The sequence below is a fragment of the Campylobacter sp. FOBRC14 genome, from assembly GCF_000287855.1.
Lineage (GTDB): Bacteria > Campylobacterota > Campylobacteria > Campylobacterales > Campylobacteraceae > Campylobacter_A > Campylobacter_A curvus.
This window is the reverse complement of sequence record NZ_ALJJ01000018.1, coordinates 1-20,994: the sequence shown is the minus strand read 5'-3', so window position 1 is coordinate 20,994 and position 20,994 is coordinate 1. Positions and strand designations below refer to the sequence as shown.

The following is a 20,994-nucleotide window of genomic DNA, read 5'->3' as shown; positions in this document are numbered from 1 at the left end:
AGGCGGTTTATGTGTAGCGAGAATTTTAAAAAATTTCTTGTCAGTGAGGCTAGCGGCGGTATATTTTTGATCGCTGCAGCCGTCATTGCTATGGTGTTTCAAAACGGCTTTTTAAGTGAATTTTACAACTCTTTTTTACATATCGACATGGGCTTTAAATTTGGCGAGTTTTTGCTCCAAAAGCCGCTCATTTTATGGGTCAATGACGGACTGATGGCGATATTTTTCTTTGTTTTAGGGCTTGAGCTGAAGCGTGAAATTTTAGAGGGTGAGCTTCGTAACCCCGCTCAAGTCGTACTCCCGGCTGTCGGTGCGATAGGCGGCATCGTCGTGCCAGCGTTCATATTTTATTTATTCAACCACACAGACAGCTTTGCCGCAAGAGGCTGGGCGATACCTACTGCGACCGATACGGCGTTTGCACTTGGCATCATAATGATACTTGGTGCCAGAGTGCCTGCCAGTCTCAAAATTTTCCTAGTTACGCTAGCTATCATCGACGATGTGTGTGCGATCCTCATAATGGCTATATTTTATAGCGGCGATCTTTCGCTTATCTCCTTTGGTGTAGCGGCTATCGTCATTCTGGGGCTTTTGGCGTTAAATTTACTAAATGTCAATAAAAAATCCTTTTATCTCATACTTGGTATCATTTTATGGATAAGCGTGCTGAAATCCGGCGTCCACGCTACGCTAGCTGGCGTCATCTCCGCATTTTTCATACCGCTAAAATGCAAAAATAGCGATAAATCGCTTTTAAAAGAGATAGAGCATGATCTGCACGGCTATATTACTTATTTCGTTTTGCCGGTCTTTGCTTTCGTGAATGCCGGCATTTCGCTTAAAGGTATAGGTCTGGAACAGCTGACGCATCCAGTCTCGCTTGGCGTGATCTTGGGACTATTTTTAGGCAAGCAAATAGGCGTCTTTGGCTTTTGCTTTGTCGCGATAAAGCTTGGCTTTGCGAAGCTGCCTAAATACTCTTGCTGGATATCGTTTTACGGGCTTTGCATACTAACAGGTATCGGCTTTACGATGAGCCTTTTTATAAATTCTCTCTCTTACAACGATACCGATAAATTCGCCTACGCCGATAAGCTCTCGGTCCTGATAGCCTCTGTGATATCGGGAGTGCTTGGCTATATCGTGCTTTATATAGCAAGCGTGAGAAAAGAAAAGATCGAAGTGAAGGCGCAAAATGAATCCTTTTAATAAAGATTTTCTCTCTGGTGAGATCGTGAAATGGCGTGATAAAGGCATCATCGACACCCAGACCGCGCAAAAGATAGCCTCTCTTTACAATATAAATTTAAACAGCACGCATGACACTACGAGCTTTATCCTTAAACTAGTAGCCTATCAGTTTTTTTCGCTTGCGTTTTTTACGCTTATCGGAGCTAACTGGGAGGAGATACCGCGTTTTGGTAGGCTTTTGATCGTTCTTTTCGTGCTCGCTCTTGTAAATTTAGGCGGCTTTTTCACACTTAAAAAGGGCAAAGAAAATAGCGCTACGGCGTTATTTTTACTTGGGAATTTCTGCTACGGAGCGGCGATAGCCTTGATAGCTCAGATCTATCATTTGGGCGAACATATGGCTGATGGCGTGCTACTTTGGGCGGTGGGCTCTTTTGCGCTATCCTTTGCCGTAGGCAGATCGATCCTGATCGCTCAAAGCCTTGCTATAGCGCTTTTTTGGTTTGTCATGGAGATAGAATTTGGCCTTGTGATGCATGGCTTTTTGATATTTGTCGCCATCAGCTGCTATGTGCTTTGGCGCGATAGCTCGAGGATACTCACAGGGCTTATTTTTATCAGCGTTTTCGTATATTTGGTGTTTGCCATCTTGCGAGCTACGCCCGTAGAGTTGCTAGATAGCATATTTATAATAAGCATCGTGTTTTTTGCGCTATCGTATTGTATGTTGTGTGTATCGGTCGCGCTTGTGGTGGAAAATTTTGGCAAATTTCATATCGCCGAGTATCTAAAAACGATGTCTATCACTTGCGGAGTCGTGGTATTGCTCGTGTCGATGACGTTTTATGATCTTGACCTCCTTCTCTTTCAGACGGATATGGAGTCGGTCGTATTTTATAAAACGGTGTTTGGCTACGTGGCAGCCGCATTTATCGTGATCTGTGCGTTGATATTTGCTAAATTTAGGAGATATTACTCGTTGCTTCTTTGCGTGGGGCTATTTTTGCTACCGATCTTGATCGAAAATTTCAGTGATTATTCAAAGGCGATATTCTCGTTCATAAGCGTGTTGGTAGGCATCGTGCTCATCAAGCAAAATTATCTGAATTTTGGCCTTATAGTGATATTTTGTGTCGCTATCGTCAGATATATCGATCTGATAGGAGACTATATCGGAGCTAGCTTGCTATTTATGGCCTTTGCCGTGACTGTGCTCGTGATGTCTCGAAAAAGGAGGGCTAAAAATGAGGCTTAAGCTGGTCCTCGGTGCTGTGATATTTCAAATTTTAGCTTTGCTAGCGATGCTGGTAAATGCCTTTGCACCGCTTTATTTTGGCAAAGATATACGCGTGGATGTCAGCCTTTATGATCCGCGCGATCTTTTACGCGGAAACTACGTGAGCTTGCAGTATGATTTTACCAGGAATTTGCCTATATTTCACGGAGCTTATGACGAAGAGGTCGATGAAAACCAAAGCATAGGCAAAGATAAAATTTACGTTAGTCTAAAGCCCGATGAAAACGGAACGTATCAAAGCGACGGATATAGCTTTGAACGACCAAAAGATGGCGTTTTTATAGTAGGCTCGATGGATTATGAAGGAGCGAAATTTGGCATCGAGGCGTTTTTCATGCCGCCTCAAAAAGCCATACAAATGGAAAAGGATATAAGAGAGAGCGGAGCGTATGCCATTTTAGCCGTGATGGATAACGGCAAGGCGCGCGTCAAAGATATAGTGCCTAAGGGCAAATTTTATATTAAATTTTAAACCTAAGCTTTATTTAATATTTAAGAGTTAGAATTCAGACAAATTTAGAAATAAGGAAGAAAAATGTGTAAAGATTGCGGTTGTTCTATGGGTAACCACGCCCACGAACACACACATAAAGACGGAGTGACACACTCTCACGCTCACACGCATGATGCGGCAGTCCCTCACGAAAGAGACGATCATTCTCACGAGCATCACAGCCATGTCCACACTCACGCTGACGGTACGACGCATACGCATGAGCATTCACATGAAAATTTAGCCTCTCACGAGCAAGACAAGCACGATCATCAGCATGAGCATGCTCATCCGGTGCTAAACGAGAGCAAAACGATAGACGTGATAGAAAAAATTTTATCTGCAAACGACGCCGAAGCGGCTCACAATAGAGCTCACTTGGACGAGCTTAAAATTTTATGCGTAAATTTGATGAGTAGCCCGGGTGCCGGCAAGACCACGCTTTTAGAATCGACCATAAAAGGCTCAGACTTTAAGATCGGAGTCGTCGAGGGTGATCTGGAGACCAACCAAGATGCCGACCGCATCGTAAAGGCCGGAGCTAGCGCCTATCAGATAAGCACCGGTCAGACTTGCCATTTGGACGCTTTCATGGTGCATGAAGGGCTTCATCATCTGCCTTTGAACGAGCTTGATATCGTCTTTATCGAAAATGTCGGAAATTTAGTCTGTCCGGCTAGCTACGATGTGGGTTCGCATTTTAACGCGGTCTTGCTCTCTGTGCCGGAGGGCGATGACAAGGTCAGCAAATATCCTGTCATGTTTCGTGCGGCGGACGTCGTTTTGATAACTAAAATTTCACTCGCTCCTCATTTTGACTTTGATGTCGAGCGCGTGAAAAATGACGCCAGGAAGCTAAACCCGAAGGTCGATATTTTCACGATCGACAGCAAGACAGGCGAGGGCGTGCAGCAATGGATAAACTATCTTAAATTTAAAAAAGAGCTAAGATAATGTGCCTATCGATCCCATCAAAAGTAATAGAAATAGACGCCGATAACGTCGCTCTAGTCGAAACTCTAGGCGTGCAAAGGCGCGTTAGTCTAGATCTCATCTCTGAGCCCGTCAGTGTGGGCGAATACGTCCTCATCCACGTCGGATACGCGATGCAAAAGATAGACACGGCGTTTGCACTTGATAGCTTAGAGGTTTACCGCCAGATAGCCGAGGATATGAAAAACGGCGTCATAGACGAGAATGAGGGCGATATGGGGCTAAAGGATCTGCGTGGATCTAATTAACGATTTTCGCGATAAAGAGCTCATTTTAAGCCTATCAAAGCTCATAATCCAGCGTAGTAAAAAGCCGCTAAATATAATGGAAATTTGCGGCGGTCATACGCACTCCATCATGAAATTTGGCCTACCGCAGCTTGTGGGAGAGCATATAAATTTCATCCACGGACCGGGCTGTCCTGTCTGCGTGATGCCAAAAACACGCATAGACGAGGCCTGTAAACTAGCCGCGATGCCGGGCGTGATATTTTGCACGCTAGCTGACATGCTGCGCGTACCGGGCTCTGCCACCAGCTTGCAAAAGCTTCGCGGCGAAGGACACGACATCAGAGCGCTTTATAGTCCGCTTGATTGCATAAAGATCGCTCAACAAAACGAGGATAAAAAGGTCATATTTTTTGCTATCGGCTTTGAGACTACGACGCCGATGAGCGCAAATTTAGTGCAAAAAACGCTAGAACTTGGCATAAAAAATTTATATTTTCATATCAACCATGTGACCGTGCCGGCTCCCGTGCGAGCGATAATGAGCGATGAAAACGTTAAGATAGACGCATTTTTAGGGCCTAGTCATGTTAGTGTGATAACAGGAAGCGCTATCTATGAGGAGCTGGCTAATGAATTCAGGCGGCCTATCGCTATAAGCGGCTTTGAACCGCTTGATATAATGGCCAGTGTGCTAAATTTAGTCGATCAGCAAAACGCAGGCACATTTGAAGTCTATAACGAATACGCGCGCGCCGTGCGAAAAGAGGGAAATTTAAAGGCAAAAGAGCTCATCGCGCGCTACTTTGAGCCGTGCGATTTTGAGTGGCGCGGACTGGGCGTGATAGCAAAAAGTGGCATGAAACTAAAGTCCGAATTCGCAAGCATCGACGCTAGAGAGCAGTTTGACTGCGATGTGAGAAGCGCTAATGAGAGCAAAGCCTGCATCTGCGGCAAAATTTTGCGCGGCCAAGCCAAACCGCCGGAGTGTAAGGTCTTTGGTAGAGCCTGCACACCGCAAAACCCGATAGGCTCGTGCATGGTCTCTAGCGAGGGCGCATGCGCGGCATATTTTAAATACGCAAGAGTGGGCTAAAGGATAAAATTTGAAAAAAATAATGCTCAGCCACGGCGGTGGCGGCGAAGAGATGAATTCTCTCATAAATGAAATGATATTTAATATCTTCGATAATGAAATTTTACGCGACAGCAACGACTCGGCGATACTGAATTTAAACGGCAAAACAGCCTTTAGCTCGGACAGCTTCGTCGTCACGCCGATATTTTTTTCAGGCGGCGACATAGGCAAGATCGCAGCCTGCGGCACGATAAACGACCTGGCGATGGTAGCGGCCAGCGCAAAGTATCTAAGCTGCTCTTTGATCATCGAAGAGGGGCTTGAGACATCGGAGCTTGAGACCGTTTTAAGCTCGCTGGCAAAGGTTTGTAAAGAGGCTGACGTAAAGGTCGTTTGCGGCGATACGAAGGTCGTACCCAAGGGCAAATGCGATAAAATTTTCATAAACACGGCCGGCATAGGCGAGATAGTTTGCGAGGGCGTGGAGCTTAAAAATCTAAAACCGGGCGCTAAAATTTTACTCTCGGGCGACATCGGCAGACATGGTGGCGTAGTGCTTGCAAATAGAGAAGAATTTGAGCTTAGCTCAAATTTGACTAGCGACTGCAAGAGCCTAAAGGGCGTCGTCTTAAAGCTCTTAAAAGAGGGTGTGAAGCCTCAATGTATGCGCGATGCGACGCGTGGAGGGCTTAGCGCGGTGCTAAACGAGTGGGCGAAATTTACTAGATCTGACATCTTGGTCTTTGAGGAAAAGATAAGGGTGAGCGACGAGGTCACCGGCATCTGCGAGCTTTTTGGCTTTGAGCCTTACGAGCTTGCAAACGAGGGGACTTTCGTGCTGGCAGTAGATGAAGCGCAGGCTGATAAAGCGCTTGAAATTTTAAGAGAATTTGACGAAAACGCCACTATTATCGGCGAGGTTTTGAGCGAGCAAAATTCTCGCGTCGTCATTGAAAACGCCTATAAATCACGTAGGTTTCTCGAGCCGCCAAAGGGCGAGCTACTGCCTAGGATCTGCTGATGCACGAGCTTAGTATAGTTCAAAATTTAGTCACTTTATGCGAGCAAAACGCCGCTAAACAAAATGCCAAAGAGGTGCTAAGGCTCGAGATAAAGGTAGGGCGGCTAAGCGGAGTCGAGCCTCACTATCTGCAAAGCGCCTTTGACGTCTATAAAAACGGTACTATCTGCGAAAACGCCCAGCTCGTGATAAATCTACAAGGCATCGTCGTAAAGTGCGAAGAGTGCGGATTTGACGGGGAGCTGGAAGAAAACGATTTCACCTGCCCAAAATGCAAAAGCCAAAATTTAAGAGTGCTTGACGGCGAGGATATGTATCTCATGAAGCTTGAGATGAGATAGATTTTTAGTCTTCGATGACTCTGTATTCTATCTTGTCTTTATCAAAGTATAAAATGTCTATCAGATAATCGCTTATTTTCATCTGTTTGCGCTCTTTGTTGTGCACGATCTTTAGGTTTTGAAACGACGGTCTATCCTCGTAATAAGAATACCTGTCGGTAAAAAGCAATGATTTATCGTTCATTCCGTCATAGATGATCGAGCGGGTCGAGACGATGCGGTCTGACTCGTCTATGAGCTGAGCTTGCATGATCATATCTTTTGGCTCATACTCGTAGCTCCAAAGCACCTCGACGAATTCGCCGTCGCTTGAATACCTTATGACCTTATTTTGCAGCTTGCCGTCAGTATCCACTAAAAATGCGACATCTTTTAGGCTAGGATGATGGATAGCCATGTAGCCTTTATAAAAGCCCAATACTTTGAAATTCGCGCTTGATTTGAATTTAAGAGTACCGTTAAATGTAAAATCCTTGCTTGGTTTCATATAGCCGGTGTACTCGGCCTCTTGCTTCTCTTTGGTGACTTTTATCATCGCTTCGCCGACCTTTGCCGTTTGGATACGATCTATCTCGTAGTTACGCCAGATCGTTGTTTTTTGAGGCTTAAAATTTGCCTCCGTGAGCTTTGTAGAGCAGCCGACGAACAAAAGCGCGACTGCTATGATGAGACTTGAAATTTTCATGAGATATCCTTAAATTTACTCAAATATCAAAAATGGCGCTTGCAAGACGTTTCTTATCAGCTTTAGCGGCGAGAGCAGGGTGTCTTGGAGCACTTGCGTCGAGTATTCTGGCTTATCGGTCGTTCCGCGGATGGCGATGACGGTCGAGAGGCTGCGATCTTTGCCCAGGATTATTTGATTTACGAGCGGGATCTTGTCGATTATGCTACTTGCATCCTTTAAAATTTTAAGCTCCAGATCGATATTTATCTTTTTGGTGGCCAGATCGATCGTGCCGCGACCACCGATGTCAGCGCTGCTTCCGACAAGCTCGATGGCTAGGAAATTTATAACGGAGCCGTTTTTTTCAAACAAAATTTTACCGTTTTCTATCGTGAAGCCCTTGTCGTTAAAATCAGGCGTCTTTAGGCTAAGTAGCGACGGGATCGAGTTTAAGAAGCTCAAAAGCCTTTGATAAAATATATAATCCCTAAGGTGCGTGCCGTAAAATCTAGCCTCGCCCTTAAATTCCTTAGTGCCAGAGCCCACGATCTTTAGCCTGAATTTCCCGCCTTCAAAGCTTTGGATACCAAAAAGCTGATTTACGAATTCGCCTGAAATGTCCGTAGCATCGAGGTTTAGACTCTTTTTATCTTTAAATAGCCCGACTCTGCCTTGCTTTGGTAGTCCGTTTAGCGATATGCTAGAGCCCTTTTTTGTCGCGCTGAAATTTACGAAAGGCAGGGTCTTGTTTATGTCGGCGATGACGATGTCTGCGTTTTTGGCGTGTAAATTTAGAGCGAAATTTTGCTCTTTCGTCTCGTCAGTCGAATTCGTATCCACTCTTAAATTTAGATCGTTCGTCGTGATATTGACGTCTTTGTTTTGAGCGATAAAGCGAGCGTTGCCGCTGGCTGTGAGTCCGCTGACAGCGTTTTTGCCGACTTTTATCGTAAAGTCGTCGCTATCATATCTGCTGCCGTCTTTTTTGTAAAACGGCAGATCAAATTTCACTCCTTTAGCCTCGATATCTAAATTTTCAAAATCCTTGGTTTTTACGTTTAAATTCGCGAGATTTTTTACGCCCACATTTTGTAAAAGAGGCGAATATTTTAAAAGCTCGTCGCCGTTTTGAGCGCTTATCGTGTTTTCATCGCCAAAGCTCATATCAACGCCGAAATTTACGAGCTTTAGCTTCGTTTCTTTGCCGCTAAAGTCAAGCTGCGCGTCAAGCTCTTTATCTTTTAGCGCCAAGATCTCCTCGCTACCGCCGTTTAGAGCAAGCTCCTTGATCATTCCTTTTATGTGTCCCGTGCTGGTGTTTAGATCTAACATCGTGCGCGCGTCAGCCTTGAAAAAGTCCATGCCAAAGTCTTTTGCTACGATGCTTAGACGGTCACTGTTTATGAGCTTCACGTCCGCGCTTTTACTCTTAAATTTCGCCCCGGCTATGTCGATAGTCGCGTCGGTGGGCTTAAATTCGCCGTTTGCGATGACCTGCGAGGTGTCAAATTTTATATCTAAATTCAGATCCGCGTCCATTTTGCCGGCGGTTTGATTTATCGGGATCTTTATGCCATAGGCTTTTAAGATGTCGTTTATCACGCCGTCATACAAGGATCTGGTTTTGATATTTAGGCTAAGGCCGGCTGTTTTTTCGTCAAAGATATTGTAGATCACCAGATCAGAGCCGTTTAGCTGGCGCTTTTGATACACGGGATTTATGAGGTCAAAATGAAGCTTGCCGTCTTTTAGTGTGATGTTTGCCTGCTCGACATCGACTGCATCGAGTGTTTTTTCAAATTTTACCTTGAGGTTTTTAGCGACTGCGGTCGCGTTTAGGTCGTTTAGGTAAAAATTTTCGTTTTTAAGGTCAAATTTGCCGTTCATCTCATTTACCGTGTATTCTTGCGCGATTATATAGCCATATATCCAGTTTTTGACATCGTCGCTTAGATCGAATTTCTCATCGAGTGCGGCGATGAAATTTTTGAGTGAATCGGCCTTGATATCAAGGGCGCGGTATCTTACGATCTGGTTTGCTAGAGCTATCTCTATTTTGCCGCTTAGCTCGTGCGAGACGAAGTCGCCGACAAAGGCGTATTTTTTATGTTTGATGTCTGCACTTCCGCTACCGTTTATCGTGACGTTGAAGTCTTTGAGCGCTAAATTTTGCACGCTGAAGGTATCCACGCCGTTTTGACTCTCTTTGCTAAATCTCACGTCGATGCCAAAATACGGGCTATCTACGAAAAAGATATCGTCTTTATATAAAATTTTGATTTTGGCATCGCCGATTTGAACGTTATTTAGTGAAATTTCCTCAAAGAGCCTATCCAGCCAAACGGCGCTGTCGGTGATGCTAAGCAGATAGTCGCTCGAGTCTTTTTGCTCCTCTTTTTTGATACTTGGTATCTTTATGTTTTGCGCCCGCACAATCAATTTTTTATCTAGTTTTATGTATAATTGATCCAAATTTACGCCGCCAAGCTCGAAGCTGCCGACTTTGATGCCGTATTTTAAGAGTATGATGAAAGAAATAAAAAGTATGATAAAAAATTTTATAAAAAAGCCGTATCTAGCCATCTTTTTCGATATCGTTTTCATATTTTTCCTAAGCGTTTTTGCGTATTTGGCTCGCCCGATAAGCACGAGTGAAGTCGTCTTTATCCCTAAAGGAGGCGTCGGCGAGATTATATCTTATTTAGCTAATCGCAACTTTAATCTAAGCAAGATCGACAAATACGCACTTTCTTTCATCGGCTCTCCGCAGTCTGGCTGGATAAACATGCAAAGTACGCATCTTAGCAGGATCGATTTTTTATACAAGCTAACAAAGGCAAAGGCCGCGCTGCAAGAGATCACACTCATACCCGGTGAGACGACGATCATTTTTTTAAACCAGATCGCAAGCGAGCTAAAGCTGGACGCTAAAAAACTAAATGCCGAGTATAACGCACTCGCACCGCTACCGGACGGATTTTTAGTGCCAAATACCTATAAAATTCCGATCGGTATAAGCGAGCGGCATTTGGCGTATTATCTGGTAAATTCCTCAAAAAAGGCGCAGTCCGAACTAAGCAATAAAATTTTTGGCGAATACAACGAAAAAAAATGGTATAAAATTTTGACTATCGCCTCGGTCATACAAAAAGAAGCCGCAAACAACGACGAGATGCCCCTTGTCGCCTCGGTCGTCTATAACCGCCTAGATAAAGGCATGAGACTGCAAATGGACGGGACGCTAAACTACGGCGTTTATTCGCACGATGTGGTGACTCCTGAGCGCATAAAGACCGATATGAGCGAGTTTAACACCTATCTAAACGACGGTTTGCCGCCTACACCGATCTGCACGGTCTCCATAAACGCCATAAAAGCCGCTATAAACCCTGCTAAGACGGAGTTTTTATACTTCGTGCGCGACAAAAAGACGAAAAAGCATAAATTTTCAAAAACGCTGATAGAACACAACGAAAACGTGTCGCAGCAAAGATAAAATTTCACTGAAAATATGCCCTAAAGCCTATCTTACAAGTGTTTTTAATCTAAAAAGTGATAAATTCTACAAATTTTATTTTGACAAGGCGAAAAATGAGCGATATCATCTGGACCAAGACCGACGAAGCCCCGCTGTTTGCGAGCTATTCGTTATTTCCTATCGTACAAAGCTTTTTGAAAAAGGGCGGCATAGAGATAGAGCAGGTGGATATATCGCTTGCTGGCAGGATACTGGCGGCGTTTGACGATATCTTGGACGGCTCGCACGAGGACGGACTGAAAATTTTAGGCGAGCTTACGACCAGCAAAGAGGCGAACATCATAAAGCTGCCAAACATTTCAGCCACTATCCCGCAACTAAACGCCGCTATCAGCGAGCTGCGCTCTCTTGGCTTTAATATACCGACCTATCCAAACGAGATAAAAAACGAAAACGATAAGAACGTAGCAAGCAGATACGCAAAAGTGCTTGGAAGTGCGGTAAATCCGGTGCTACGACAAGGAAATTCCGATAGACGATGTGTCCGTGCCGTAAAGGAATTTGCAAGATCAAATCCTCACGACATCGGTAAATGGAGTAAAGAGGTAAAAACACGGGTCGCATATATGCAAAAGGGCGATTTCTACGCTAACGAGCGCTCGATCATAAGCGAACGAGACGATACCTTTTTGGTGAAATTTAAGGGCGAGGACGGCACGGAAAAAACGCTAAAAGAGCTTGAAATTTTACGAGGCGAGGTCGTGGACGCCACTTTTATGAGCGTAAAAGAGCTTGATAAATTTTACGAAAAAGCTTTTAAAGAGGCCAAGCAGCAAGGCTTGCTCGTGAGCCTTCATTTAAAAGCTACAATGATGAAAGTAAGCGATCCTGTCATATTTGCCCATGCCATTGAGGTGTTTTTTAAAGAGGCGTTCTTAGAATTTGGCGAAATTTTTGCAGATCTTGGCGTAAAAGCGCAAAACGGGCTAAAGGATATCTTCGCCAAAATTTCCAGCCTGAATGAGCCGCTTAGAGCAAAGATACTTGCGAAATTTGGTGAAATTTTAGATGATTCCGCCAGTCTTGCGATGGTGGATCCTAGCCAGGGTATCACGAATTTTCACGTTCCAAACGACGTCATCATAGACGCCTCGATGCCTGCGATGATACGAAATTCAGGCAAGATGCGCGGCAAAGACGGCAAAGAGGAGCAAACGCTCGCCATCATCCCCGATCGCACCTACGCGACGCTTTATGAGGCGTGCATAGAAGAGCTAAAGGAAAACGGCGCACTAGATGTGCGAACGATCGGCAGCGTCTCAAACGTCGGACTGATGGCTAAAAAGGCCGAGGAATACGGCAGTCACGACAAGACTTTCATCGCGCAAAGTGACGGAGAATTCATCGTTTCAAGCAAAAATGGCGATGAAATTTTTAGATTTGGCGTGCAAAAGGGCGATATTTTTAGGATGACGCAGGCTAAGGACGATGCGATAGAGGCGTGGATAAACCTGGCTCTAAAGCGTGCTAAAGAGGCCAAAGAGCCGCTCATTTTTTGGCTAGACGCCGCCAGAGCGCATGATATAAATCTAATAAAAAAGCTCAAAAGACGCCTCGGCGAATTCGAGGCGGCAAATATAAAATTTGAAATTTTAGACTATGCTGCGGCCTGCAAAAAGACGCTTGAAACGATCAGAAGCGGTAAAAACGTCATAAGCGTGAGCGGAAACGTCCTGCGTGACTATCTGACCGATCTTTTCCCGATCTTAGAGCTTGGCACAAGCTCAAAAATGCTCTCGGTAGTACCTCTTTTAAGCGGTGGAGCGATGTTTGAGACCGGTGCCGGCGGGACTGCGCCGATGCTGGCTAGAGATATGATCGCTAGCAATCACCTTGACTGGGACAGTCTGGGCGAATACCTCGCTCTCATCGCATCGCTTGAGCATTTGAGCGCTAGCAGGGGCGAGAAAAAGGCTGAAATTTTATCAAGGACGCTAAATGGCGCCGTCGCAGCCTATCTAAAAAACAACAGATCCCCAAAAAGCGGCGTCAAAAGCCCTGATGCTAGAGCGAGCCACTTTTATTTGGCGCTTTACTGGGCTGATGAGCTGGCGCGAAACGGCGCAGAGCTGGCTGGAAAATTCAGGCAAATGGCTCAAGATTTAAGCCAAAATGAGGCTGAAATTTTAAAGGAGCTTTGCGATGTGCAGGGCATTAGCGTCGATTTTGGCGGGTATTTTATGCCAGATGAAGTAAAGGCTGCGCAGATAATGCGCCCGAGTAAAATTTTAAATCAAATCATAGGATAAAACATGAAAATAAGTGTCATCGGAGCTGGAAATGTCGGTGCGAGCATCGCTTATGCGCTTGGTATGCGTGGAGTTTGCGACGAGATCGCGTTAGTGGATATTTTTGGCGATGTAGCGCGTGCAAAGGCGATCGATATCGCGCAAGCCGACTGCGTATTTTGCGGCTGCTTGAGCGCGGCAGGCGGAGATGATTTCGCGCTGATAGAGGCTAGCGACATCGTCGTAGTAACTGCCGGAAGCCCTAGAAAAGAGGGTCAAACCAGAGAGGATCTGCTGCTTAAAAATGCGCAAGTCGTAAAGCAAACGGCTCAAAATATTGCGAAATTCGCTCCAAATGCTATCGTCATCATCGTGACAAACCCGCTTGATGTCATGGTCTGGACGGCGCTAAGATACAGCGGCTTTGATAGATCGCGCGTCATAGGCATGGCAGGCGAGCTTGATAGCGCGAGATGTCGCTACGAGATCGCGAGCCTAAAGGACATCAGCGCCAAAGATGTGAGCGCCAAGGTGCTAGGGGCGCACAACGACAAAATGATAGTCTCGGCTAAAAATTTAAATCAAAATTTAAGCCCGCTGGAGCTTGAAAAGATAAAGCAAGAGACCAAAACCGGCGGTGCAAAGATAGTGAGGCTGCTTGGCACGTCGGCGTATTACGCACCGGCTGCTGCGGTAGTCAAGATGTGCGAGGCGATAAAAAATAACAGCGATGAAATTTTAGCTGCGAGTGTGATTTTGTCAGACGAGCTTGCATGCGGAAGGCTGGTAAAGCTCTCAAAAAGCGGCCTAAAGGAAATTTTGCCTCTAAATTTAGAGGGCGAGGAGCTAGACGAGCTTGAAGCGAGCGAGGCTGAGATCAGCGCGAATATCAGGTTTTTAAAAGAAAATTTAGCATGAATATCCATGAATTTCAGGCCAAGGAAATTTTAAAACGATACGGCGTAAATGTCGCAAAAGGCGCAGTGGCTGAAAATTTAGAGCAGGCGAGCGAAATTTTAAACGATCTTGAAGGCGAGATTTTTGCCCTCAAAGCGCAGATACATGCCGGTGGGCGCGGTTTGGCCGGCGGCGTGAAGATAGCGAGCTCTCGCGAGCAGGCGATACAGTTTGCATCAAAGCTGCTAGGCATGACGCTCATCACGCCTCAAACGCCTAAAAACGGGATATTGGTGCGTAAAATTTATATCGAGGAGGGGCTAAATTTCAAACAAGAAATTTACCTCAGCCTCGCCTTTGACAGAAATAGCGAAAAAATCAGCCTCATCGTCTCTAAAGACGGCGGCGTCAGCATCGAAGAGACCGCCAAACAAAACCCGCATCTCATAAAAACCATAAGCATCGACCCGCAGATCGGACTTTGCGGTTTTCACACCAAAGAGCTCATAAATTTCTTACAGATCGATAAAATTTTATGGAGCAAGCTAGATACGTTGCTACAAAATCTTTATAAAATTTACATCTTTAAAGACGCGAGTTTAATAGAGATAAACCCTCTCGTGCTGACGCAAGAAGATGAATTCTACGCACTTGATGCAAAGATGAGCTTTGATGATAGCGCGCTCTTTCGTCATGAGGATATCAGAGCTTTAAACGACGAGACTCAAACTGACGCTAGTGAAAACGAAGCCAAGGCACAGCGCCTAAACTACATCAAGCTTGAGGGTAGCGTGGGCTGCGTGGTAAATGGCGCGGGGCTCGCGATGGCTACGATGGATATCATCAAAGAGCTTGGCGGCGAGGCGGCAAATTTCCTAGATGTAGGCGGGGCGGCGACAGGCGAGGGCGTAGCGAAGGCTTTTAGGCTGATTTTAAACGATCGGCGCGTGAAGGTGATATTTGTAAATATATTTGGCGGTATCGTTCGCTGCGATCGTATAGCTGCGGGCATCATCGAGGCTTGCCAGAGCACACCGCTTGGTGTGCCTGTGGTCGTGAGGCTTGATGGTACGAACGCTAAAGAAGCGCTTGATATGCTAAAAAATTCCGCCCTGAAGGGGCTGCATACGAGCGGCGATCTATTTGAGGGAGCAAGGCTGGCTGTCATGCTCGCAAAGGGCGAAAAATGAGTATATTGATAGATAAAAGCACGCGTGTCATCGTGCAAGGCATCACGGGCAAGGAGGGTAGCTTCCATACTCAAAGCTGCATGGATTACGGCACGCAGATAGCTGCCGGCGTGACGCCGTTTAAAGGTGGACAGACGCATCTTGGCGTTAAAATTTACAACACCGTGAAAGAGGCCAAAGACGCTAGCGGGGCGGATGCTAGTATGATATTCGTGCCGGCCGGCTTTTGCAAAGACGCTATCATCGAGGCTGCAGACGCGGGCGTAAAGCTATGCGTCGTCATAACCGAGCATGTGCCGGTGCTTGACATGCTTGCCGCAAAAGCCTACGCGAACAAGCGTGGTATGAAGATCATAGGGCCAAACTGTCCGGGCGTCATAAGCGCCAACGAGTGCAAGCTAGGCATCATGCCAAGCGTAGTGTTTAAAAGAGCGAGCCTAAATATCGGTATCATCTCAAAGTCAGGCACTCTCACATACGAAGCGGCAAATCAAATTTGCGAGCAAGGATATGGTATCTCGACAGCCATCGGTATCGGCGGAGACGCGGTGATTGGCATGGCTTACGATGAAATTTTGCCCCTTTTTGACGAGGACGAGGATACTAAAGCCGTCGTGATGATAGGCGAGATAGGCGGGGAGCTAGAGAGTAGAGCCAGTCAGATCATTCAAAATTTCAAAAAGCCCATCGTCGCTTTCATAGCCGGTGCCAGTGCGCCAGAGGGACGTAAAATGGGACACGCCGGAGCGATAATAAATTCCAAAAACGCGAGTGCGAAGGCTAAATTTGAAGTCTTGAGAGCAACCGGCGCTCATATCGTCACGAATCCCGCAAAAATAGGCGAAAAACTAAAAGAGATATTAGGATGAGGAAAATTTATGATCGTTAGAGATGATGTGGCCGTTTGGGTCGATGAGAGCAGGTGTAAGGCCTGTGACTTGTGCGTGAGCTACTGTCCTGCGGGCGTGCTGGCTATGAGGTTGGAGCCTCACGCCGTGCTTGGCAAGATGATAGAGGTAGTCTATCCTGGCGCCTGTATAGGCTGTCGCGACTGTGAGCTTCACTGCCCCGATTTTGCGATCTATGTCGCCGAAAAAGGCTTTAAATTTGCCAAACTCACAAACGAGAGCAAAGAGCGAGCCGAGACGGTCAAGGCAAATAAATTTGCAAAGCTGGGGGAGTGAGATGAGAGAGATCATATCGACGGGAAATGCCCTGGTAGCAAGGGCTGCGGTCGAATGCGGCTGTAATTTCTTCGGCGGCTATCCTATCACGCCAAGTAGCGAGGTAGCGCACGAGCTAAGCGTGCTTTTGCCAAAATTTGGCGGCACGTTCATACAGATGGAGGACGAGATCGCCGGTATCTCGGTCGCTCTTGGCGCTGCGATGAGCGGAGCAAAGGCGATGACGGCCAGCTCCGGTCCTGGTATCTCTTTAAAAGCCGAACAGATCGGACTTGGCTTCATCGCTGAAGTGCCCTTGGTCATCGTAAACGTCATGCGTGGCGGACCATCGACAGGGCTGCCTACGCGTGTATCTCAAGGCGACGTGCTTCAGGCAAAGACGCCAAGCCACGGCGATATAAATATGATCGTGCTGGCGCCTTCTAGCCTAAAGGAGTGCTATAAATTCACCGTTCAAGCCTTCAACCTAGCCGCTGGCTTCATGACACCCGTGATGCTACTGCTGGACGAGACGATCGGGCATATGCAGGGCAAGGTCGTCTTGCCTGAAATTTCAGAGCTTGAGATCTGGCATAGGGCTGAATTTACAGGCGATGTAAAAGAGTATAAGCCCTATGCGATCAGCGAGGATAAGCCCGCGGTCTTAAACCCGTTTTTCAAGGGATATCGCTATCACATCACGGGGCTTCATCACGGCGAGACGGGCTTTCCGACCGAGGATGGCGTCATCGTGGATAAAAATATCAAACGCCTTTTCAATAAAATCGATCTACACACGCACGAGATAGAAGCGAGTGAAAATTTCATGCTAGATGACGCGCAAATTTGCATCATCGCCTACGGCAGCGTCGCTTTAAGCGCAAAGCAAGCGGTGCTGAATTTACGCGAGCGCGGCGTCAGGGTCGGACTGTTTAAGCCTATATCGCTCTTTCCCGCTCCAAGTGCGAAGCTAAAAGAGCTGGCGGCAAAATTTAGCAAAATTTTGGTTTGCGAGCTAAATTTAGGCCAGTATAGCGGCGAAATTTCAAAGATCATCTTGCGAGATGATTTTGCCAGGCTCTTAAAAGCAAACGGTAGACCGCTTAGCCCAAGCGAGATAGAGGCGAAAATAATGGAAATTTTAGGAGAGAGCGATGGCTTTTGATTACGATAAATATCTAAGAACGGACAAGATGCCTACGCTTTGGTGCTGGGGATGCGGCGATGGGGTGATACTAAAAAGCATGATCCGCGCGATCGACGCTGTGGGCTGGGACATGAACGATGTCTGTGTGGTCTCTGGCATCGGCTGCTCGGGACGCTTTAGCTCGTATGTCGATTGCAACACGATCCATACCACGCACGGCAGAGCTATCGCCTATGCCACAGGCGTGAAGCTGGCAAACCCCGATAAGCACGTGATCGTGATAACAGGAGACGGCGACGGGCTGGCTATCGGTGGCAACCACACGATCCACGGCTGCAGGCGTAATATCGGGCTAAATCATATCCTGATAAACAACTTCATCTATGCGCTGACAAACTCTCAAACCAGTCCGACCACACCTCGCGGGATGTGGACGGTCACGGCGCAATACGGTAACATCGATCCAAGCTTTGATGCGTGCAAGCTGGCGACTGCCGCCGGAGCGACCTTTGTAGCGCGCGGCAACGTCATCGAGCCAGAAAAGCTCACGAAGCTTTTCGTGCAGGGCTTCAAGCACGACGGATACAGCTTTTTTGACGTATTTTCAAACTGTCATATAAATTTAGGCCGCAAAAATAAAATGGGTGAGGCGGTGCAAAATTTAGAGTGGATCAAAAAGCGCACGATGAATAAAGCTAAATTTGACGCTCTAACGGACGACGAGAGGGCGCAGCTTGGCGAGATTTACCCGCTTGGCGTGCTTCATGAAGATACCGGCAAAACCGAATACACAAAAGCCTACGCAAAGGTCATCGCGGCTGCACGTGACGGCGTTAAGATCGATTTTAAGGAGCTGGTGTGAAAAAGCAACTTAGGTTTGTCGGCGTGGGTGGTCAGGGCGTCATCCTGGCGGGTGAAATTTTAGCCGCGGCAAAGATAAAGGAGGGCGGATACGGTGTAAAGGCATCGACCTATACCTCGCAGGTGCGTGGAGGCCCGACGAAGGTCGATATCATCTTAGATGAAAAGGAAATTTTATATCCTTACGCGAACGAGGGTGAGATAGACTTTATGCTAGCGACCGCGCAGACTAGCTACAACCTCTTTAAAGATGGCGTAAAAGATGGCGGCGTGATCGTCGTCGAGCCAAATTTAGTCACTCCTAGCGACGAGGACAAAAGGCGCTGGAAAATCTATGAGATCCCGATCATCTCGATCGCAAAAGACGAGGTCGGCAACGTCATCACCCAAAGCGTAGTCGCTCTTGGCGTAGCCGTCACGATGAGCGAGTGCATGGATGCAGACGTGGTCAAAAACGAGATGCTCTCATCGGTCCCGCCAAAAGTGCGCGAGGCGAACGAAAAGGCCTATGAGCTAGGCATAAAATACGCAAAACAGTGTCAAATTTAAGCTAAACGGAGTAAAATACTCTTTTATTTTCAAAGGAGAAACGATGAGTAAAATAGGAATTTTCTACGCTACAGGCAAAGGCGATACGCAAAAAGCTTGCGAATATCTGGCATCTAAGCTAACAGCTGAAATTTTGCCGGTAAAAGACGCCGGTAGCGAGGATTTTTTAAAATTTGATCTTTTGATACTAGCGAGCCCTAGTTATGGGTTTGGTGAGCTCCAAAAGGACTGGGAAGCAAAGCTAGAGACGCTCAAAAATGCCGATCTAAGCGGCAAAAAGGTAGCCATACTGGCCGTAGGCAATCAAGAGCGTCATCCTGATAGCTTTTGCGGTGGTGCGGTCGAGTTTCTGCCATACATCAAAAAGGCTAGACTGATCGGAGCTATGCCAAATGATGGCTATAAATTCGATCATTCGCAGTCTTTCATAAACGGAAAATTCATCGGTCTGGCTATCGACACCAAAGGCGACGCAGCCTACGAAGCAAAGCTAGATAAGTGGGCGAAGCAGCTAAAAGCCGAGCTTTGATTTATTTATAGCCGGTTGATTTACCGGCTATAAATTTTATAATGTTTTAATAAGAACTAAGCAAAATCTTACTATTTATTTGCCCACTCGCTCCCGCACAAAATCTCATGAAAAAATCATCTTTCACATAGTCTGTCATTTATGATAGTTTCTGAAATTTTATAAAAAAGATAAAATTTTTATATTTATAGACACATTAAGAGAAGTCTAATAATTTGATTAGAATTTATTATAAAATCATGCTATATACGGTATTTGTCGATTATCATATATGATTTGATACTGAATACCAAAAACGTAAATTTTTAAAATTTAAAAATATATAATTTTATATAAAAGCGCTTACGTAAGCAATCCTTATTAGAATTTTTGAAATTTACTCTCATATCAATTAACTTATCTTTTTGATAAAACCTTAAGTAAATTTACTGTAACATCCAAACCTTAGTTGTAAAGATTAATTTTTAAAAAAAATATAATTTTTATGATGTGAAATTTCAAAGGAGCCGGTGGGTCGATTTAAAATTCTAAAACAAAGTGGAGATGGCATTTGCCAAGCGGTGCATAAACGATTTTATGCTTGTATTTTTATTTTTATTAAATAGGAAATATCAATGAGTGAACAATTTACCAGAAGAGAATTTCTACAAACAGCCTGTATTAGCGTTAGTGCATTAGCCGCTAGCTCTAGTGCGACAAGCGTCCTAGCGGCTGATATGCCAAAAGGAAACGAAAACGGCCTTCCATCTTGCGATGTGCTTGTCATTGGCTCTGGTGGCGCCGGACTTCGTGCAGCCGTAGCCGTAAGGAAAAACAACCCAAATCTGACCGTCGTCGTGGCGACTAAGATGATGCCTTCACGTAATGCGACCTGTATGGCCGAGGGCGGCATCAACGGCGTTACTGACTTTAGCAACGGTGACTCATACAAGCTTCACGCCTATGACACCGTAAAAGGCGGTGCATATTTAGTCGATCAAGACGCCGCTTTGAAATTTTGCGAGCTAGCCGGCAAAGCGATATTTGACATGGACTACATCGGCACCTTGTTCTCAAGGACCGATAAAGGCGGCGTGGCTCAACGCTTCATGGGTGGCGCATCTAAAAAGCGCTGCAACTACTCAGCCGACAAATCAGGACATATCCTTATGCATGCCTGTCTTGACGAGGCTATCAGCAACGGCGTGAAATTCTTAATGGATCACGAGCTTCTTGAGATCGGCGTAGATGAGGGCAAATGCGAAGGTGTCGTGCTTCGCAATATCCAAACAGGTGAAATTTACCCTGTGCTTTGTAAGGCTCTTGTCGTTGCGACCGGCGGATATACGAGAATTTTTTATAACCGCACATCTACTCCGTATATAGCGACAGGAGACGGCGTAGCAGCTGCTCTTAGAGCGGGGCTTGGCTTTGAGGATCCTGAGATGCTTCAGTTTCACCCGACAGGCGTAGCAAACGGCGGAACGCTCATAACAGAGGCGGCTCGCGGCGAGGGCGGATACCTTTTAAATAACAAAGGTGAGCGCTTTATGAAAAACTACCACGAAAAAATGGAACTAGCTCCTCGTGACGTAGTGGCTC

Annotated in this window: 21 protein-coding genes; 19 read left to right on the top strand and 2 right to left on the bottom strand. The window is 46.0% G+C overall.

Annotated features, from left to right (window positions below):
* Positions 1 to 9 precede the first annotated feature (9 nt).
* From nhaA to hypA, 8 genes are all read left to right on the top strand, one after another.
* Positions 10 to 1,212 carry a Na+/H+ antiporter NhaA gene (gene nhaA / locus HMPREF1139_RS09060; protein ID WP_009651491.1) on the top strand — a complete coding sequence of 401 codons (1,203 nt, stop codon included), beginning with the start codon at positions 10 to 12 and terminating at the stop codon, positions 1,210 to 1,212.
* A complete protein-coding gene (locus HMPREF1139_RS09055) occupies positions 1,199 to 2,449 on the top strand; it encodes a DUF2157 domain-containing protein (protein ID WP_009651359.1) in 1,251 nt (416 codons plus the stop codon). Before nhaA ends, HMPREF1139_RS09055 begins: the two co-directional genes overlap by 14 nt.
* On the top strand, positions 2,439 to 2,963 hold the full coding sequence (locus HMPREF1139_RS09050; protein WP_009651487.1) for a GDYXXLXY domain-containing protein: 525 nt from the start codon (positions 2,439 to 2,441) through the stop codon (positions 2,961 to 2,963). The genes HMPREF1139_RS09055 and HMPREF1139_RS09050 overlap by 11 nt, the downstream gene beginning before the upstream one ends.
* A gap of 63 nt (positions 2,964 to 3,026) precedes the next feature.
* Positions 3,027 to 3,938: a hydrogenase nickel incorporation protein HypB gene (gene hypB, locus HMPREF1139_RS09045; RefSeq protein WP_231931821.1), complete on the top strand. Its 912-nt coding sequence runs from the start codon at positions 3,027 to 3,029 to the stop codon at positions 3,936 to 3,938.
* Positions 3,938 to 4,225 (top strand): HypC/HybG/HupF family hydrogenase formation chaperone, encoded by a 288-nt coding sequence (locus tag HMPREF1139_RS09040; RefSeq protein WP_009651279.1) that lies wholly within the window; start codon positions 3,938 to 3,940, stop codon positions 4,223 to 4,225. Before hypB ends, HMPREF1139_RS09040 begins: the two co-directional genes overlap by 1 nt.
* Entirely contained in the window at positions 4,212 to 5,300 is a 1,089-nt protein-coding gene (gene hypD / locus HMPREF1139_RS09035; RefSeq protein WP_009651196.1) for a hydrogenase formation protein HypD, read from the top strand. The genes HMPREF1139_RS09040 and hypD overlap by 14 nt, the downstream gene beginning before the upstream one ends.
* A 10-nt stretch (positions 5,301 to 5,310) precedes the next feature.
* The gene (gene hypE, locus HMPREF1139_RS09030; protein ID WP_009651439.1) at positions 5,311 to 6,303 is read left to right on the top strand and encodes a hydrogenase expression/formation protein HypE; all 993 of its coding nucleotides are present in this window, start codon (positions 5,311 to 5,313) and stop codon (positions 6,301 to 6,303) included.
* Complete coding sequence (hypA, locus tag HMPREF1139_RS09025) at positions 6,303 to 6,644, top strand: hydrogenase maturation nickel metallochaperone HypA (protein WP_009651291.1); 342 nt, start codon at positions 6,303 to 6,305, stop codon at positions 6,642 to 6,644. Before hypE ends, hypA begins: the two co-directional genes overlap by 1 nt.
* 4 nt (positions 6,645 to 6,648) lie before the next feature.
* Here the strand turns inward: hypA and HMPREF1139_RS09020 are convergent, their stop codons facing one another.
* Together HMPREF1139_RS09020 and HMPREF1139_RS09015 are read right to left on the bottom strand one after the other, a co-directional pair.
* Positions 6,649 to 7,329, bottom strand: coding sequence for a hypothetical protein (locus HMPREF1139_RS09020; RefSeq protein ID WP_009651221.1), 681 nt, complete (start codon positions 7,327 to 7,329; stop codon positions 6,649 to 6,651).
* Positions 7,330 to 7,344: 15 nt separating this feature from the next.
* On the bottom strand, positions 7,345 to 9,915 hold the full coding sequence (locus HMPREF1139_RS09015; RefSeq protein ID WP_232209621.1) for a YhdP family protein: 2,571 nt from the start codon (positions 9,913 to 9,915) through the stop codon (positions 7,345 to 7,347).
* Between HMPREF1139_RS09015 and mltG the strand changes: the two genes are divergently transcribed.
* From mltG to HMPREF1139_RS08960, 11 genes are all read left to right on the top strand, one after another.
* Complete coding sequence (gene mltG / locus HMPREF1139_RS09010) at positions 9,857 to 10,807, top strand: endolytic transglycosylase MltG (protein ID WP_009651485.1); 951 nt, start codon at positions 9,857 to 9,859, stop codon at positions 10,805 to 10,807. The genes HMPREF1139_RS09015 and mltG overlap by 59 nt on opposite strands.
* 95 nt (positions 10,808 to 10,902) lie before the next feature.
* A complete protein-coding gene (locus HMPREF1139_RS09005; protein ID WP_009651227.1) occupies positions 10,903 to 13,098 on the top strand; it encodes an NADP-dependent isocitrate dehydrogenase in 2,196 nt (731 codons plus the stop codon).
* Positions 13,099 to 13,101: 3 nt separating this feature from the next.
* Positions 13,102 to 13,995, top strand: a complete 894-nt coding sequence (locus HMPREF1139_RS09000) for a lactate/malate family dehydrogenase (protein WP_009651146.1) — start codon at positions 13,102 to 13,104, stop codon at positions 13,993 to 13,995.
* Positions 13,992 to 15,164 carry an ADP-forming succinate--CoA ligase subunit beta gene (gene sucC, locus HMPREF1139_RS08995; RefSeq protein ID WP_009651405.1) on the top strand — a complete coding sequence of 391 codons (1,173 nt, stop codon included), beginning with the start codon at positions 13,992 to 13,994 and terminating at the stop codon, positions 15,162 to 15,164. The genes HMPREF1139_RS09000 and sucC overlap by 4 nt, the downstream gene beginning before the upstream one ends.
* Positions 15,161 to 16,033 (top strand): succinate--CoA ligase subunit alpha, encoded by an 873-nt coding sequence (sucD, locus tag HMPREF1139_RS08990; RefSeq protein WP_009651326.1) that lies wholly within the window; start codon positions 15,161 to 15,163, stop codon positions 16,031 to 16,033. Before sucC ends, sucD begins: the two co-directional genes overlap by 4 nt.
* Positions 16,034 to 16,042: 9 nt before the next feature.
* Complete coding sequence (locus HMPREF1139_RS08985; RefSeq protein WP_009651294.1) at positions 16,043 to 16,348, top strand: 4Fe-4S dicluster domain-containing protein; 306 nt, start codon at positions 16,043 to 16,045, stop codon at positions 16,346 to 16,348.
* A 1-nt stretch (position 16,349) separates the two neighbouring features.
* Positions 16,350 to 17,492, top strand: a complete 1,143-nt coding sequence (locus tag HMPREF1139_RS08980; protein WP_009651362.1) for a 2-oxoglutarate synthase subunit alpha — start codon at positions 16,350 to 16,352, stop codon at positions 17,490 to 17,492.
* Entirely contained in the window at positions 17,482 to 18,336 is an 855-nt protein-coding gene (locus HMPREF1139_RS08975; protein ID WP_009651499.1) for a 2-oxoglutarate ferredoxin oxidoreductase subunit beta, read from the top strand. The genes HMPREF1139_RS08980 and HMPREF1139_RS08975 overlap by 11 nt, the downstream gene beginning before the upstream one ends.
* On the top strand, positions 18,333 to 18,884 hold the full coding sequence (locus HMPREF1139_RS08970) for a 2-oxoacid:acceptor oxidoreductase family protein (RefSeq protein WP_009651218.1): 552 nt from the start codon (positions 18,333 to 18,335) through the stop codon (positions 18,882 to 18,884). The genes HMPREF1139_RS08975 and HMPREF1139_RS08970 overlap by 4 nt, the downstream gene beginning before the upstream one ends.
* 43 nt (positions 18,885 to 18,927) lie before the next feature.
* Positions 18,928 to 19,413 (top strand): flavodoxin domain-containing protein, encoded by a 486-nt coding sequence (locus HMPREF1139_RS08965; RefSeq protein WP_009651369.1) that lies wholly within the window; start codon positions 18,928 to 18,930, stop codon positions 19,411 to 19,413.
* A gap of 614 nt (positions 19,414 to 20,027) precedes the next feature.
* Positions 20,028 to 20,994 (top strand): FAD-binding protein (locus tag HMPREF1139_RS08960; protein ID WP_009651278.1); only part of this gene is annotated, 967 nt, incomplete at its 3' end.

What these genes read in the sequence shown, in the direction of transcription:
- nhaA (WP_009651491.1), top strand. Translation starts at nt 10, where the DNA reads ATGTGTAGCGAGAATTTTAAAAAATTTCTTGTCAGTGAGGCTAGCGGC.
- HMPREF1139_RS09055 (WP_009651359.1), top strand. Translation starts at nt 1,199, where the DNA reads ATGAATCCTTTTAATAAAGATTTTCTCTCTGGTGAGATCGTGAAATGG.
- HMPREF1139_RS09050 (WP_009651487.1), top strand. Translation starts at nt 2,439, where the DNA reads ATGAGGCTTAAGCTGGTCCTCGGTGCTGTGATATTTCAAATTTTAGCT.
- hypB (WP_231931821.1), top strand. Translation starts at nt 3,027, where the DNA reads ATGTGTAAAGATTGCGGTTGTTCTATGGGTAACCACGCCCACGAACAC.
- HMPREF1139_RS09040 (WP_009651279.1), top strand. Translation starts at nt 3,938, where the DNA reads ATGTGCCTATCGATCCCATCAAAAGTAATAGAAATAGACGCCGATAAC.
- hypA (WP_009651291.1), top strand. Translation starts at nt 6,303, where the DNA reads ATGCACGAGCTTAGTATAGTTCAAAATTTAGTCACTTTATGCGAGCAA.
- HMPREF1139_RS09020 (WP_009651221.1), bottom strand. Translation starts at nt 7,329, where the DNA reads ATGAAAATTTCAAGTCTCATCATAGCAGTCGCGCTTTTGTTCGTCGGC.
- mltG (WP_009651485.1), top strand. Translation starts at nt 9,857, where the DNA reads ATGATAAAAAATTTTATAAAAAAGCCGTATCTAGCCATCTTTTTCGAT.
- HMPREF1139_RS09015 (WP_232209621.1), bottom strand. Translation starts at nt 9,915, where the DNA reads ATGAAAACGATATCGAAAAAGATGGCTAGATACGGCTTTTTTATAAAA.
- HMPREF1139_RS09005 (WP_009651227.1), top strand. Translation starts at nt 10,903, where the DNA reads ATGAGCGATATCATCTGGACCAAGACCGACGAAGCCCCGCTGTTTGCG.
- HMPREF1139_RS09000 (WP_009651146.1), top strand. Translation starts at nt 13,102, where the DNA reads ATGAAAATAAGTGTCATCGGAGCTGGAAATGTCGGTGCGAGCATCGCT.
- sucC (WP_009651405.1), top strand. Translation starts at nt 13,992, where the DNA reads ATGAATATCCATGAATTTCAGGCCAAGGAAATTTTAAAACGATACGGC.
- sucD (WP_009651326.1), top strand. Translation starts at nt 15,161, where the DNA reads ATGAGTATATTGATAGATAAAAGCACGCGTGTCATCGTGCAAGGCATC.
- HMPREF1139_RS08985 (WP_009651294.1), top strand. Translation starts at nt 16,043, where the DNA reads ATGATCGTTAGAGATGATGTGGCCGTTTGGGTCGATGAGAGCAGGTGT.
- HMPREF1139_RS08980 (WP_009651362.1), top strand. Translation starts at nt 16,350, where the DNA reads ATGAGAGAGATCATATCGACGGGAAATGCCCTGGTAGCAAGGGCTGCG.
- HMPREF1139_RS08975 (WP_009651499.1), top strand. Translation starts at nt 17,482, where the DNA reads ATGGCTTTTGATTACGATAAATATCTAAGAACGGACAAGATGCCTACG.
- HMPREF1139_RS08965 (WP_009651369.1), top strand. Translation starts at nt 18,928, where the DNA reads ATGAGTAAAATAGGAATTTTCTACGCTACAGGCAAAGGCGATACGCAA.